The organism is Brucella ciceri (assembly GCF_041930145.1).
Taxonomy (GTDB): Bacteria; Pseudomonadota; Alphaproteobacteria; order Rhizobiales; family Rhizobiaceae; genus Brucella; species Brucella intermedia.
Map to the genome: position 1 here is coordinate 315,497 of NZ_JBHEEV010000002.1, position 13,940 is coordinate 329,436.

Below are 13,940 nucleotides of genomic sequence, written 5' to 3' on the forward strand. Positions count from 1 at the left end.
GCCAGAAAATCTGATGCGAGATGGAATGGGCGCGTCGGTCAACCGACGCTGCCCTCAAGCGAAATGCCGATAAGCTTCTGGGCTTCGACGGCGAATTCCATCGGCAGTTCCTGAATGACTTCCTTCACGAAGCCATTGACGATGAGAGCGATTGCCTCCTCTTCCGGAATGCCGCGCTGCATCACATAGAACAGCTGGTCTTCCGAAATCTTGGAGGTGGTTGCCTCGTGTTCGAACTGCGCCGTGGCGTTCTTCGCCTCGATATACGGCACCGTATGCGCGCCGCAATCATTGCCAATCAGGAGCGAGTCGCACTGGGTAAAATTACGGGCATTCTCAGCCTTGCGATGGGCCGAAACCTGTCCGCGATAGGTGTTGTTCGACTTGCCGGCCGAAATACCCTTGGAGATGATGCGGCTCGACGTGTTCTTGCCGAGGTGCAGCATCTTGGTGCCGGAGTCGATCTGCTGATGGCCGTTGGAAACGGCAATCGAATAGAACTCACCGCGCGAATTGTCGCCACGCAGAATGCAGGACGGATATTTCCACGTAATTGCGGAACCGGTTTCTACCTGGGTCCACGAAATCTTGGAATTATCGCCACGGCAATCGCCACGCTTGGTAACGAAGTTATAGATGCCGCCCTTGCCATCCTTGTCGCCGGGGAACCAGTTCTGGACCGTCGAGTACTTGATTTCGGCGTTTTCGAGCGCAATCAGTTCAACGACAGCCGCGTGCAGCTGGTTTTCGTCGCGCTGAGGTGCGGTGCAACCTTCGAGATAAGAAACATACGCGCCTTCATCGGCGATGATGAGCGTCCGTTCGAACTGACCGGTGTTCTTTTCGTTGATGCGGAAATAGGTCGAAAGCTCCATCGGGCAGCGAACGCCCTTCGGAACATAGACAAACGAACCGTCCGTGAAGACAGCCGAATTCAGCGTCGCATAATAGTTGTCAGAAACGGGAACCACAGAAGCCAGATACTTCTGCACCAGTTCGGGATGCTCGCGGATCGCTTCGGAAATCGAGCAGAAAATCACGCCAGCCTTGGCGAGTTCTTCCTTGAAGGTCGTGACGACCGAAACGCTGTCGAACACGGCATCAACGGCCACGCGGCCCGACGCATAGACATTATCGGACGGATTGCCGTCGATTTCGCTCGGCTCGCCCTGCTTGCGCACGCCAGCAAGAATTTCCTGCTCGCGCAGCGGAATGCCAAGCTTTTCATAGGTCTTCAGCAATTCCGGATCGACTTCATCGAGCGACTTCGGACCGGACTGGTTTTTCGGCGCCGCATAGTAATATGCGTCCTGGAAATCGATCTTCGGATAATCGACACGAGCCCAGGTCGGCTCTTCCATGGTGAGCCAGCGTTCATAGGCCTTCAAACGCCATTCCAGCATCCATTCCGGCTCATTTTTCTTGGCGGAAATGAAGCGGATGATATCTTCGTTAAGGCCCTTGGGGGCCTTCTCAGCTTCGATCGTCGTCTCGAAGCCATACTTGTACTGGTCCACGTCAAGGCCGCGGACCTGATCAATGGTCTCCTGCACTGCAGGCATCGGCGTTCTCCATCCTCGTCGGGGTCAAGGCCCGACAGTTGCAAACGTCAAGGCGATAATAGTCTTGATTACCGTCTCGATATAGTGTGCGTGGCCCTTCTTTAAAACCTCTCTAAACTGAATTTCAAGCGCCGGGTGCAAATTTGCCCGAAAAAATGCCGATTAAAACAATCAACTTATAAAACTCCCCCGTGAAACCGCGCTTGCAGGTAACATACGTCCCCGGGGCGGAACTTCAATTTCGGCTTGGATCAGGCTCTTTTCGCGCGGCGCTCGACAATTTTGCGGAACACTTCGAGAAACGCATCTACCTGATCGGACGTTGCCGTCGGCTCCAGCGAGACGCGGACCGCCCCAAGACTGTCTCCATATCCCATTGCAGACAGCACATGACTGGGACCGACTTTGCCAGACGAGCAGGCCGAACCCGCTGAAAGAGCGACCCCGCCAAGATCAAATGCGATCTGCACGGTTTCGGCCTTCTGTCCTTCAAGGGAAAAGAATGTCGTGTTCGGCAGTCTATCGACCGATTGGCCATAGATCACCGCGTCTGGAGCAATTGCGGTCAGCCCTGCTTCCAGCCTGTCCCGCATTGCCGGAGACCAGCCATCCCCGTCCAGCCGCGCTTTGGCGACATCAGCCGCAGCCCCAAAACCGGCAATCAGCGGCAGGGCTTCGGTTCCCGCTCTATGCCCCTTCTCCTGCCCCCCACCGCGAACAAGCGCGCGCGGCATCATGAGATCGGAAATGGCAATGATGGCGCCGACACCTTTCGGTCCGCCGATCTTGTGTGAGGAGATTATGAGATAATCACCACAATTATCTGAAATGTCTAATTTAATACGTCCAGCGGCTTGCACGGCATCGACGATGTAAATGCCGCCAGCAGCTTTCACGATAGCGGCAATTTCGGCAACGGGCTGGATGATCCCCGTTTCATTATTGGCAGCCTGTATTGCCACGAGCGGCAGCCCGGCGCTTTTGTCGTGACGGCCGAGGGCAGCCTTCAGGGAATCAAGCTCCACTATGCCGTTTGCGTCGACCGGCAGGACAGTGACATCCTGCGGGGCAAACTGGCCACCGGACAGCATGCATGGGTGCTCCGTCCCGCTCACATAGAGATGCGACAGGCGGACCGGCGACCGCCCCATCATGTAGTGCGGCGTCAGCAGCGTCGAAGAGGCTTCTGTTGCACCTGATGTAAAGAAAACATGGTCCGGCCTGGCATTGACGAGCGCGGCAACGCTGCGACGCGCTGCTTCAACGAGCGCGCGTGCGGCCCGGCCTTCACGATGCACGGAGGATGGATTTCCGGTAATGCCGAGTGCGTTGACGACCGCATCCCGCGCCTCTTCAATCAACGGAGCACTGGCATTATAGTCCAGATAGAGCCTCTTGCCGCTCCCGTTCACCGTACCTATCTCCTAAACAAAATTCTGGAAGCGCAATTTTCTTGAATTTTCAATCAAGAAAAGCCTATTAAGCCCCCATAGGAACTGAAACTCGCTTTCAGTCTGTCGAAATTTCAAACCGGTTCTAGAAGCGGCGTCCAGCAACGTCAAGTTTCGCCGTCCAGATCCGGTCTTCCCGTTACGAGCGGAGTACACATGCCAGAAGTCATTTTCAACGGCCCTGCCGGACGCCTCGAAGGTCGCTATCAGCCTTCCAAAGAAAAGAATGCTCCAATCGCGCTCATCCTTCATCCGCACCCGCAGTTCGGCGGCACGATGAACAACAAGATCGTCTATGATCTTTTCTACATGTTCCAGCAGCGCGGCTTCACCACGTTGCGCTTCAACTTCCGCGGTATTGGACGCAGCCAGGGCGAATTCGACCACGGTGCGGGCGAACTGTCGGATGCGGCAAGCGCTCTCGACTGGGTGCAGGCGCTTCACCCCGACTCCAAGACGTGCTGGGTCGCCGGTTACTCGTTCGGCGCGTGGATCGGCATGCAGCTTCTGATGCGCCGCCCGGAAATCGAAGGTTTCATTTCGGTCGCCCCGCAGCCGAATACCTATGATTTCTCCTTCCTGGCGCCCTGCCCGTCGTCCGGCCTCATCATCCATGGCGATAACGACAAGGTCGCGCCGCCGAAGGACGTGCAGGCTCTGGTCGACAAGCTGAAGACCCAGAAGGGCATCACCATCACCCAGACCACGATTCCGGGAGCAAACCACTTCTTCACCGGTCAGGGCGATGAACTCATCGAGGATTGCGCCGAATATCTTGATCGCCGTCTGGCTGGCGAACTGGTTGAAGCGCGTCCTAAGCGCCTTCGCTAATAAACAATCCGGCAAGTCGTTTTCCAGATTTGCAGCGTCTCATCCGGCGGGTCTCCCGCCGGATTTTTCATGCGATGCTACCATCGCCGCCAAATGATTCGTCCTTTCACATCCATCTCACGAGCGTGACATGCCGGTTTATGCTATCCTCGCTATCGCCATCGTGTCCGAAGTCATCGGAACGCTCAGCCTCAAGGCGTCCGAAGGCTTTACCCGGCTGGGACCATCCATGATCGTCATCGTCGCTTATGGACTGGCCTTCTATTTTCTTTCCCTGACGCTGAAGAGCATCCCCGTCGGTATCGCCTATGCGGTCTGGTCTGGAATAGGCGTGACGCTCGTGGCCCTGATCGGGTGGCTGCTGTTCGGCCAGAAGCTCGACCTCGCCGCCGTGCTTGGCATGGGATTGATCATTGCAGGTGTCATTGTGCTCAATCTGTTTTCAAGCACCGCACAACACTGAGGCCAACGCCAGTTCCCCCCAATAGATGAAGCCAAATTACCGGTTTGCAATCCGCCAATTCGGGAGTTTCCTTGTTATTGGCGGTTGATTGGTGCTAAAGGCGGACTTATCACATGGGTGTAAGCAGCCGCTTGCGACCAGTTTCAACTTCGCCTTATCAGTCAGGGAAAAGGAATGTCCGGTTTCAAATCCGATTTTCTTCGCACGCTTTCCGAGCGTGGCTTCATTCATCAGATTTCCGATGAAAGTGGCCTCGACGAATTGTTGGCCAAGGAAACCGTGACGGCCTATATCGGCTTCGACCCCACGGCTCCGAGCCTTCATGCAGGCGGACTGATCCAGATCATGATGCTGCACTGGCTCCAGCAGACCGGCCACAGGCCCGTCGCGCTTATGGGCGGCGGCACTGGCATGGTTGGCGACCCGTCCTTCAAGGACGAAGCCCGTAAGCTGATGACAGAGGACACGATTGCCGAGAACATCGCCGGCATCAAGCGTGTCTTCGCCAACTACCTTACCTTTGGCGATGGTCCGACCGATGCCCTGATGGTCAACAATGCCGACTGGCTGCGCAACATCAACTATCTGGAATTCCTGCGCGATGTCGGCCGTCATTTCTCGGTCAATCGCATGCTTTCGTTCGATTCGGTGAAGACGCGCCTTGATCGTGAGCAGTCGCTCTCATTTCTCGAATTCAACTACATGATCCTTCAGGCCTATGATTTCGTGGAACTGAACAAGCGCCACGACATTCGCCTCCAGATGGGCGGTTCGGATCAGTGGGGCAATATCATCAACGGTATCGATCTCGGTCACCGTATGGGAACGCCACAGCTCTATGCCCTCACCTCGCCGCTGTTGACGACGGCATCCGGCCAGAAGATGGGCAAGTCGCTTGGCGGCGCCATCTGGCTGAACGCCGAAATGTTGAGTGCCTATGATTTCTGGCAATACTGGCGCAACACGGAAGATGCGGACGTGGAGCGGTTCCTGAAGCTCTACACGACACTTCCGCTGGACGAGATCGCCAAGCTGGCCGCTCTTGAAGGTGTTGAAATCAACGAGGCGAAGAAAATCCTCGCGACGGAAGTAACTGCCATGCTGCATGGTCGTGACGCAGCCGAGGAAGCCGCGGAAACGGCGCGCAAGACCTTCGAGGATGGCGAACTGTCGGAAAACCTCCCGACAGTCGGCGTTCACAAGGCAACGTTGAACAGTGGCATCGGTGTTCTGGCATTGATGGTTCTCGCTGAACTGTGCACGACTAATGGCGAAGCCCGTCGCCATGTTGAAGGCGGCGCGGTGCGCATCAATGACGAGCCGGTCAGCGACCCCCGCATGATGGTCGACGCTGGTGCCCTGAATGATCAAGGCGTCATCAAGCTGTCGCTGGGCAAGAAGCGTCACGTGCTGATCCGTCCTGCATGAGCCGGACTATCATGGAATGAACAAAGCCGGGCCTTGCGCCCGGCTTTGTTGTGAGGGGCATCGTGAAAGCTTGTAGGCGGATCACCGTTCGTTATATCCGAGCAATTGCTTGGTACGTGCTTCTATGACTTCCGCCCGGCAAGCTGGAAACGAAAGCACCTGTCCTTCACGTCCCCAATCGCCATTCGCGTAGAATTTGCAGGACGCTTCCTTGTAGCTGTTCCAAAGGCGCTGTTCGGCCAGCAAATCAGTCTTTGTCTGCCCATCAGCCTGACCGTAGGTCTTCTTCCATGCCGCGTTCAGCGCATTGTCGGCCCGCTTCACCCACGCGCCGCCACACTCCGCCCAAGCGGAGTTTGTGCCATCGGATTGCTGAATGCATTTGTCGTAGAGAGAGTCCGCATTCGCATGCACCGCCGGCAGCAAGAAAGCCAGTGTCAGAAAGAGACGTTTCATCGTGCGCAACCTCGTTCAGATCGGTCGTTTTGCGTTAGAACTCGAATATGGAGCGGAATATGCCGGGAGCGATGACTGAAATCGGGTTGACGATCACCTGGGGCTGCTTGGCGCTGCCAGCAAGCTTGTAGGTGATTCCAATCAAGCCACGGTCGCGTCCGTTGCCGAGCAGCGCACCCACGATAGGAAGTTCGCCGAACAGCCGGTTGACACCGTAAGCGGGCATGAATGTGCCGGTGATGGACATGTTGCCTTGCTGGTCATAGAGCGTTCCCTGGAAGGTCGTACCGACGGCGGGTCCTCGCACAACTCCCTTCGCCAGGTTCAGGTAGCCATTGCCCTTTTCGATCAGCGAGAAACCGCGCTCCACGTCGACACGTGATACGTCGATATCGCGTTTTACGGCCTGATTGAGACTTGTGCCCCCATCCGAGGGTGGACTGGAAACGATCTTGGCCAGACGCGGTTCGTTGATAATGGCAAAGTTGCGTGCGTCGATCTGGCCGCGCAAAGGACCGTTGCCCTGTGCTGCAAGCCCGACCGTGATCTTGCCGCCGCGCATCTTGTCATAGAAGTCGAAAAAGCGAAGAACCGCGCCAGCATCGTTCGACTGAAGCGAAATAGAGCGCGCATCGCCCTGATCGTTGTTCGTCGCCACGAATGATTCACCGGATGATGTAACAGCGTTGACCGATACGCCCGAAACCTTGCTGCCAGCACTTTCATAGGAAACATTGACGTTGCGCAGCGTTTCGCCGTTAAAGCCCCCGACCTCGTCGATCTGGGCGCTTACAACCACGCGTGGGTTGCTGGATTTGCTGCCGCTTCCGCTTTTTCCCCCAAGGTCCGAGACCTGTTTGATCAGGGCGCGCGCATCGAATTGCGAGCCGCGAACATTGACACGATAGCTGTTGCCGCTCTTCGTCGCCTTGACCGCGAGGCTATCGTTTCTGTTCAGGCGTATCTCGCTGAAATTCGCGGACTGGAAGTCGCCTTTCGCGATCGAGAGATCGCCCTTGGCGCCGAAGGCATCCCCGGAAAAAACAAGATTATGGATGTCCATCTTGCTTTTGTCGTCAGGGCTCTGGACCAAATCGAAGGTGGCTTTCGCGGGTATGCCCGCACCCTTGCGCCATCCGAGCCAGGGAAGGTCAATCTGGGTCTTGCCAAGGTCCGCCGAAACACGGCGCTTCCCGCCGTCCTCCATTCCGAGGTCAACCGACATCGGGCCCGAAAAGATGGAGTTCAGCCCCGGAAAGACCGCGTTCCGGGTCTTGTCGTCAATATCCAGCCGGACCTTCTGCTCGCGCTTGACCGGACCGGACCGATCGACCGGCTCGACCAGATTGATCTTTGCAGGAACACCGTCGAGCATCGCATCGGCGGTGATATTGGCGGCTGACTGATCGACCTTGATGCTGCCCGTCGCATCGCTGACGGACGAGCCCGCTATCGGCTTCGAAATATTGAGACCAGTAAAGCCAATATCGGCATTCCAGCGAAGCGTGCCGGGCGGCGGGTCCTTGGACACGGCAAAGTTTACTTTGACGCGCGATTTCACATCGCCAGTCACATCGCCGGGCTGAAAAGGCACACTCTTCAGGACGTCGATGGGCTTGTTCCCGGCTATTTCGGCAATGGCCGCCGCTTCGCCGGAGACACCGAGATCCAATTCGGCGATAACCGGGCGTTGCGGTCCCCACGGAATGATGAGCGTACCGTCCGACACATCAACCTTGCGGTTGTTCGGCGTATAGGCCACGCCTTTCAAAAGCTTGATCGTCGTATAGGCCCCTCGGACCGATATTTCACCCTCGGCGTCCCGCACGGGGGGCAGTTCTCCCACCACATCAAAGCGTGTGTCGACGACCCTGAAATCCGCCTTGATTTCATCGCCCGTCAATGGCGGCGGAAGGCCCGGCCCGTTGAAACGGCCGCCGGCAAGCGAAATATCGATGCGGCTATCCTTGAGCGTTCCGCCGAAAAGGTTTTTGAGCACCCATTCTCGGGCACCGTCCGCAACATCGATGGGCCAGAGATGCTTGGCGTCGGCCACAGGCATCTGGGGAATGCGCAGCAAGAAGATCATTTCCGGCGAACCGGCCCCGAAAGCCATGCTTCCCTGACCAAAGAGCTGTCCGTTCTCCGTCTGCACATCGAGATTTGCAAACTGGATGCGTTGCTGATCAGCCATGTAGCGTCCCGCTATCCGCGTTGCGAAGGATAGCGGCGGATCGGTCGATTCCGACGGCATGCTCGTCGCCGAAGTGGTGAGCACCTCAAAGCGATATGCAGGCCCGCCCGTATTGTTTTCGGTTTCCGGCTCTGGTCCAAAAGCACCGTTGAACTGTGCCTGCAAACCGCCGAGCTGCAGGCGGGATGACTTGATCTCGATTTTACGGCTTCCAACCGCATGCTCAAGATTAAGGCGAACACCCCCGCGCACGTCCTCGACCTTGCCAAGTTGCATATCCAGATCATCAATGGCGAGTTCAGTCGCGAGACGTTCGGGCTTGTCGCCATCTCCAGCTGACCCCATCAGGGACAAGCGAGCCGATGCCTCAAGTTCGAAATGGGCCGGATTGACACGGTTGCCGTTTATGAGGGGAGCAACTTCCGGCGGAGAACCCAGTGCAATGGGAATGTCGCGGATGTTCAGCTCAAAGCCTGCCAGGCTGTTATCGCCTGCATGTTGATCAATCTTGCCATCCAGCGCAATTTTCTTGCCCTTCCAGATGACACTACCGGTGATGCCGATCTTCCCGCCTTCTTCGATCAGGCGGGCCTCCTCGATGTCCAAAACCTGCTGCTCATCGCCAACCTTGAATGCGACGGTGCTGTTGAAAATGCCGATGACATGCGTGTCCTGCGCGCGCAAAAGCTCCAGGCTGCGGCGCATGGCAGCAAAAAGCTCGCCTGAAACCGCGTCGAAATCGAGAATGCCGTTTTGATCGTAAGGCAGCGACTTCCAGAAACCCGGCCCCTCCGTTTCCGGCATTTCAAAGGACACACCATCCACTTCAAGCTGGGCGACGCGCACCTTGCCGGTCAAAAGCGGCAGCGGCGCCAATCCGAGACGCACCGATTTGATTCCGCTGATTTCCACACCCTGCTTTGGATCGGCGATCGACACATCCCGGGCCTCTAGCGCCACATGGCTGTCCTGATCCAGCGACAGCGCCGCGCTACCGATGGAGGCCGATGCGCCTTCTCCGAGAATATGCGTCAGGCTTTTCTGCGCTTCGTCACGCAAAAGATTGCTGTCAACGCCGCTGCGAAGGATGACAAAACCGGCGCCCGTGATGAGAACCAGAAGAATGCAGACCGATAAAACTGCATGGGAACAGCGCGACAGAAATGAGCGGCTCGAACGTGCCGGGCCGGGCAAAGAGCCTCCCTCGCCATCAGCGGCGAGACGCTCGATTCTTTTCATCTCCCGCTTGCTGAAGCGGATCTTCTGCGGTTTCTCTGTCAACAACCCAGCCAGAAAAAGAGTGCCATGCCAAACGATCCCTTAGAATTTACTTTATTAAGTGATCGTAATCACCTGTTTTATAAGCAGTTCGTCACTTGTGCGACATGCATGAACTGGCAGCCTTGAGCATATCAACTACCGTCACGATGACGCCGTGAATGGTTGCACAAGCCTTGCCCGAATGCGATAGCTCAGACTGTAACAGGTGGTTTCCATCCTAATCCATAAAAGAAAGGCGCAGATATGGCTCATCCCCAAGTTGGCGATCCGGCACCCGATTTCACTCTGCCTTCGGATAATGGCGAAATCTCCCTGTCATCCCTAAGGGGCAAGCCGGTGGTCATCTACTTTTATCCGAAAGACGACACTTCCGGCTGCACCAAGGAAGCGATTGCCTTCTCCCAACTGAAGCCGGAATTCGACAAGATTGGGGTTCGCGTCATTGGCCTTTCTCCCGACAGCGCGACGAAACACGCGAAATTTCGCAAGAAGCACGACCTGACCGTCGATCTTGCCGCGGATGAAGACCGGGTAGCACTTGAAGCCTATGGCGTATGGGTGGAAAAAAGCATGTATGGCCGCAAATATATGGGCGTGGAACGCACGACGTTCCTGATCGATGCGCAAGGAAAAATCGCTCAGGTCTGGAACAAGGTGAAAGTAGACGGTCATGCCGATGTGGTTCTCGAGGCTGCACGCGCGCTTTGAACGATGACAAACAAGCCATCTTACGAACAGACGCTGCGTGGCAATGCCATCCGCGCCATATCCGCCAGCGATCTTGACGAAAAGGTCCGGCTGACACGAGAAACTGCCGCCCGCTGGTTTGGCCGCACATTGTCGGTTCGCAGTCCGCTCGATCCGCCTTTGCCCGAGCGTCCCGGACGGCCTGAAAAGCCGGAACTCGTACCTCCGCGGATGTTGAAGAAGCGATCGCTCAACACGGAACACGGGCGCATCGCCTTGATGCATGCCCTCGCCCATATCGAGCTGAACGCCATCGATCTTGCGCTGGACATTGTTGCCCGTTTCGCCGCCAAACCGATACCACGCAGTTTCTTCGACGGCTGGATGAAAGTCGCCGATGATGAAGCCCGGCATTTCACACTGCTGCGTGATCGCCTCAAGTCGTTGGGTGCGGATTACGGTGACATGCCCGCCCATGATGGGCTCTGGCAATCCGCCCACCAGACCCGCAACGATCTCGAAGCCCGTCTCGCCGTCGTGCCGCTTATTCTCGAGGCTCGCGGGCTCGATGTGACCCCATCCTTGCTGGAGAAAATGATCGAGACTGGCGATCATGACACGGCTGCAATTCTGGACGTCATCTACAATGACGAGAAAACGCATGTCGCCGTCGGCGCCAAATGGTTTCGTTTTTTCTGTGCCCGGAACAGAATCGACCCGGTCGCGAGATTTCAGGAGCTGGTGCGTGCAAATTTCCGCGGCGACCTGAAGCCGCCCTTCAACGAACTGGCACGTGCCGAAGCGGGCTTGACCCCGTCCTTCTATCGTTCGCTGTCCCCGGTATCCATCTAGCCCTTATCCCGCCGGTCCCTTCGGTAAAAACAAACCTCGTCGCACGGCCCGCGCAAGCTCCGAATGTAAAGGTCTGTTAACCCTAATAAGTTGTAATCAGGTAAGGGAATCGAGAAGGGGCATGCGGCTGGCATGACTGGGAATCAGGCGAAAACATCCACGAAAAAGGTGTTCGGAGAGCGCAAGGAACCGCCTGTCCTGATTATTGCGCGCGGCGAAAAGATCAGCCATTTCACGTTGCGCCCCTGGATGACAGTTCTTGGCGGCGCGGTGTTTCTCGCTCTCTCGGCAGGATATCTTGGCGCGACGGCTTATCTGGTGCTTCGCGATGATCTCATGAGTGCCGGCATCGCGCGCCATGCCCGCAACCAGCAGCTTTATGAAGACCGCATTTCAGCGCTTCGCACCGAAGTTGACCGTATCACCAGCCGGCAGATGCTGGATCAGCAGGTGATGGAGAACAAGGTTGCTGAACTGATGCAGCGTCAGCAGACATTGAGCGCACGTGACGGCAAACTTGCGCCACTGCTGGAACGGGCTTCGCAATTGCAGCCAATGCCGGAAATGCCTGCGGAAACGGCGCCGGATATTGAGCAGCACAGCCAGTATATCCCCAATGAAGCCCTTGCCGGGCGCGATTTCCCCGGCATCGATCCGATCATCACCGGTCCTGTGCCCGGAAAATTGCCGGCTGGAAAGCCTGATCGCCGTGCGGATGCGGGTTCGGTGGGATTGCGCCTTTCTGGCGGGATTTCGGGTGAATCAACGCTTGAAACTTCCGACAAGATACTTGCCACCATCACCCATAACCTTCATCGCATCGAAAGCGAGCAGAATGGCAAGGTTCGGGTGCTGGCCGATGCCGCCTACGAAAAAGCAGACAGCATTCTCGACACTTTGAACGCCGCCGGATTGCGTATCGAAACGCCCGGCAACGCATCTGTGGCGATGGGCGGACCGCTTATCCCGGTTTCGTCGCCCGGCACAGTCGTTAATGATTTCGACATGCAGTTGCGGAATCTCGATAGCGCGCTTGACCGGCTCGATCAGGTCCGCAAGCGTGTGAGCGCCCTTCCCCTTGCCAATCCGGCTCCAGGGAACCCCTTAACCAGCCTGTTCGGCGTGCGCCGTGATCCGTTTCTCGGTACGGCTGCTTTTCATTCCGGCATCGATTTTCGCGCAGCCTACGGCCAGACCGTAAAGTCCACCGCAGCGGGCAAGGTCGTGAAGGCGGGCCGCTTCGGCGGGTATGGCAATATGGTCGAGATCGATCATGGTAACGGCTTCTCGACCCGTTTTGCGCATCTAAGCCGGGTCCTTGTACGCGACGGGCAGCAGGTTGCCGCCGGAGTTGTTGTCGGCGAAGCGGGAAGCTCCGGACGTTCGACCGGCAGCCACCTGCATTATGAAGTCCGTGAAAACGGACGTGCAGTCAATCCGGTCAATTTTCTCAAGGTCGGAAAACAGATCGAGCCGTTACTCTGAGTTTCTGCAACGAAAAACCCGGCCGAAGCCGGGTTTTGTTTTCTATGCCGTGCAGATAGTGAGCAATCAATCGATATCGTCAATCAGTTCACCACCGCCCTGAATGCGGTTCGCGAGTGCGGCTTCCATGAACGGCGTGACGGAACCATCCAGCACTTCCTGCGGGTTGGTGCTTTCCACACCGGTGCGCAGGTCCTTGACCAGCTGGTAAGGTTGCAGGACGTAGGAGCGAATCTGGTGTCCCCAACCGATATCGGTCTTAGTAGCATTCGCAGCATCCGTCGCCGCTTCGCGCTTTTTCAGTTCCTCTTCATAGAGGCGAGCGCGCAGCATCGACCATGCCTTTTCGCGGTTCTTGTGCTGTGAGCGTTCCGCCTGGCACTGCACCACGATCCCGGTCGCAATATGCGTGATACGCACTGCCGAGTCGGTCGTGTTGACGTGCTGGCCGCCAGCACCCGAAGCGCGGTAGGTATCGATGCGAACATCTGCTTCTGTGACCTGCACGTCGATATTGTCATCGATGACAGGATATACCCAGATGCTGGCGAAGGACGTATGGCGACGGGCGTTGGAGTCATAAGGCGAAATACGGACCAGACGATGGACGCCCGATTCGGTCTTCATCATGCCATATGAGTTGTGCCCCTTGACGAGAATGGTCGCGGACTTGATGCCCGCTTCTTCGCCTTCATGCACTTCCATCACTTCGACCTTGCGGCCATTGCGTTCCGCCCAGCGCGTATACATGCGCAGCAGCATCGACGCCCAGTCCTGGCTTTCGGTGCCACCGGCACCGGCGTGCACTTCGACATAGGTGTCGTTCGCATCGGCTTCGCCCGACAGAAGCATATCGATCTGGCGACGGTCGATCTCTTCCTTCAGTTCGCGGATGGTGTTTTCCGCATCCTGAATGATCGACTTGTCATTTTCTTCCTCGCCCATGGCGATCAGTTCGATGCTGTCGTTCAGCGTCTGGGTCAGATGATTGATGCCATTGATGCTGTCTTCCAGCTGCTGGCGCTCGCGCATCAGCTTCTGGGCTTCCTGGGCATCATTCCAGAGTGTGGGATCTTCAGCTTTCTGGTTGAGATAGCCGAGACGTTTTATCGCCTGATCCCAGTCAAAGATGCCTCCTCAGCAGGCTTATGGCCTGCTGGATTTCGTCAACCAGCGTCTCGATTTCCGCGCGCATGGGCAAATCGTTCCTTCAATATCATTCTATTCAATTGAGAAGCTGAGCCGGTCGT

At 56.8% G+C, this 13,940-nt stretch carries 11 protein-coding genes; 6 read left to right on the plus strand and 5 right to left on the minus strand.

Annotation, left to right across the window (positions count from 1 at the left end; translation table 11 throughout):
• Positions 1–38: 38 nt before the first annotated feature.
• Together sufB and JNC63_RS04695 are read right to left on the minus strand one after the other, a co-directional pair.
• Positions 39–1,562: a Fe-S cluster assembly protein SufB gene (gene sufB / locus JNC63_RS04690; RefSeq protein WP_006466708.1), complete on the minus strand. Its 1,524-nt coding sequence runs from the start codon at positions 1,560–1,562 to the stop codon at positions 39–41.
• A 251-nt stretch (positions 1,563–1,813) separates the two neighbouring features.
• Positions 1,814–2,974 carry a cysteine desulfurase family protein gene (locus JNC63_RS04695; RefSeq protein ID WP_063882603.1) on the minus strand — a complete coding sequence of 387 codons (1,161 nt, stop codon included), beginning with the start codon at positions 2,972–2,974 and terminating at the stop codon, positions 1,814–1,816.
• Positions 2,975–3,169: 195 nt separating this feature from the next.
• Between JNC63_RS04695 and JNC63_RS04700 the strand changes: the two genes are divergently transcribed.
• The 3 genes from JNC63_RS04700 (at position 3,170) to tyrS (ending at position 5,735) form a co-directional block, all read left to right on the plus strand.
• Complete coding sequence (locus tag JNC63_RS04700) at positions 3,170–3,844, plus strand: alpha/beta hydrolase (protein ID WP_006472141.1); 675 nt, start codon at positions 3,170–3,172, stop codon at positions 3,842–3,844.
• A 130-nt stretch (positions 3,845–3,974) separates the two neighbouring features.
• On the plus strand, positions 3,975–4,307 hold the full coding sequence (locus JNC63_RS04705; RefSeq protein WP_006466705.1) for a DMT family transporter: 333 nt from the start codon (positions 3,975–3,977) through the stop codon (positions 4,305–4,307).
• A 174-nt stretch (positions 4,308–4,481) separates the two neighbouring features.
• Complete coding sequence (tyrS, locus tag JNC63_RS04710) at positions 4,482–5,735, plus strand: tyrosine--tRNA ligase (RefSeq protein ID WP_006472140.1); 1,254 nt, start codon at positions 4,482–4,484, stop codon at positions 5,733–5,735.
• Positions 5,736–5,816: 81 nt separating this feature from the next.
• Here tyrS and JNC63_RS04715 read toward each other — a convergent pair whose 3' ends face one another.
• Positions 5,817–6,191 carry a lysozyme inhibitor LprI family protein gene (locus tag JNC63_RS04715; protein ID WP_006472139.1) on the minus strand — a complete coding sequence of 125 codons (375 nt, stop codon included), beginning with the start codon at positions 6,189–6,191 and terminating at the stop codon, positions 5,817–5,819.
• 34 nt (positions 6,192–6,225) lie between these two features.
• Positions 6,226–9,624, minus strand: a complete 3,399-nt coding sequence (locus JNC63_RS04720) for an AsmA family protein (protein ID WP_063882730.1) — start codon at positions 9,622–9,624, stop codon at positions 6,226–6,228.
• Between the two features lie 285 nt (positions 9,625–9,909).
• On the opposite strand from JNC63_RS04720, the gene bcp reads away from it, so the two are divergent.
• The 3 genes from bcp to JNC63_RS04735 all read left to right on the plus strand — a co-directional run bounded on the left by bcp (position 9,910) and on the right by JNC63_RS04735 (position 12,690).
• Positions 9,910–10,374 (plus strand): thioredoxin-dependent thiol peroxidase, encoded by a 465-nt coding sequence (gene bcp, locus JNC63_RS04725; protein ID WP_006472137.1) that lies wholly within the window; start codon positions 9,910–9,912, stop codon positions 10,372–10,374.
• A 3-nt stretch (positions 10,375–10,377) separates the two neighbouring features.
• The gene (locus JNC63_RS04730; RefSeq protein WP_006472136.1) at positions 10,378–11,205 is read left to right on the plus strand and encodes a ferritin-like domain-containing protein; all 828 of its coding nucleotides are present in this window, start codon (positions 10,378–10,380) and stop codon (positions 11,203–11,205) included.
• A 132-nt stretch (positions 11,206–11,337) separates the two neighbouring features.
• Entirely contained in the window at positions 11,338–12,690 is a 1,353-nt protein-coding gene (locus tag JNC63_RS04735; protein ID WP_006472135.1) for a M23 family metallopeptidase, read from the plus strand.
• Positions 12,691–12,756: 66 nt separating this feature from the next.
• Here JNC63_RS04735 and prfB read toward each other — a convergent pair.
• A protein-coding gene (gene prfB / locus JNC63_RS04740; protein WP_100229499.1) for a peptide chain release factor 2 occupies positions 12,757–13,885 on the minus strand; the annotation gives its coding sequence in 2 pieces (ribosomal slippage) (positions 12,757–13,815 and positions 13,817–13,885; 1,128 coding nt in all).
• Positions 13,886–13,940: the final 55 nt, after the last annotated feature.

Excerpts from the sequence above, each read along its gene's own strand:
- tyrS (WP_006472140.1), top strand. The coding sequence starts at position 4,482 with ATGTCCGGTTTCAAATCCGATTTTCTTCGCACGCTTTCCGAGCGTGGC.
- JNC63_RS04715 (WP_006472139.1), bottom strand. The coding sequence starts at position 6,191 with ATGAAACGTCTCTTTCTGACACTGGCTTTCTTGCTGCCGGCGGTGCAT.
- JNC63_RS04700 (WP_006472141.1), top strand. The coding sequence starts at position 3,170 with ATGCCAGAAGTCATTTTCAACGGCCCTGCCGGACGCCTCGAAGGTCGC.
- JNC63_RS04720 (WP_063882730.1), bottom strand. The coding sequence starts at position 9,624 with ATGAAAAGAATCGAGCGTCTCGCCGCTGATGGCGAGGGAGGCTCTTTG.
- sufB (WP_006466708.1), bottom strand. The coding sequence starts at position 1,562 with ATGCCTGCAGTGCAGGAGACCATTGATCAGGTCCGCGGCCTTGACGTG.
- JNC63_RS04735 (WP_006472135.1), top strand. The coding sequence starts at position 11,338 with ATGACTGGGAATCAGGCGAAAACATCCACGAAAAAGGTGTTCGGAGAG.
- bcp (WP_006472137.1), top strand. The coding sequence starts at position 9,910 with ATGGCTCATCCCCAAGTTGGCGATCCGGCACCCGATTTCACTCTGCCT.
- JNC63_RS04705 (WP_006466705.1), top strand. The coding sequence starts at position 3,975 with ATGCCGGTTTATGCTATCCTCGCTATCGCCATCGTGTCCGAAGTCATC.
- JNC63_RS04730 (WP_006472136.1), top strand. The coding sequence starts at position 10,378 with ATGACAAACAAGCCATCTTACGAACAGACGCTGCGTGGCAATGCCATC.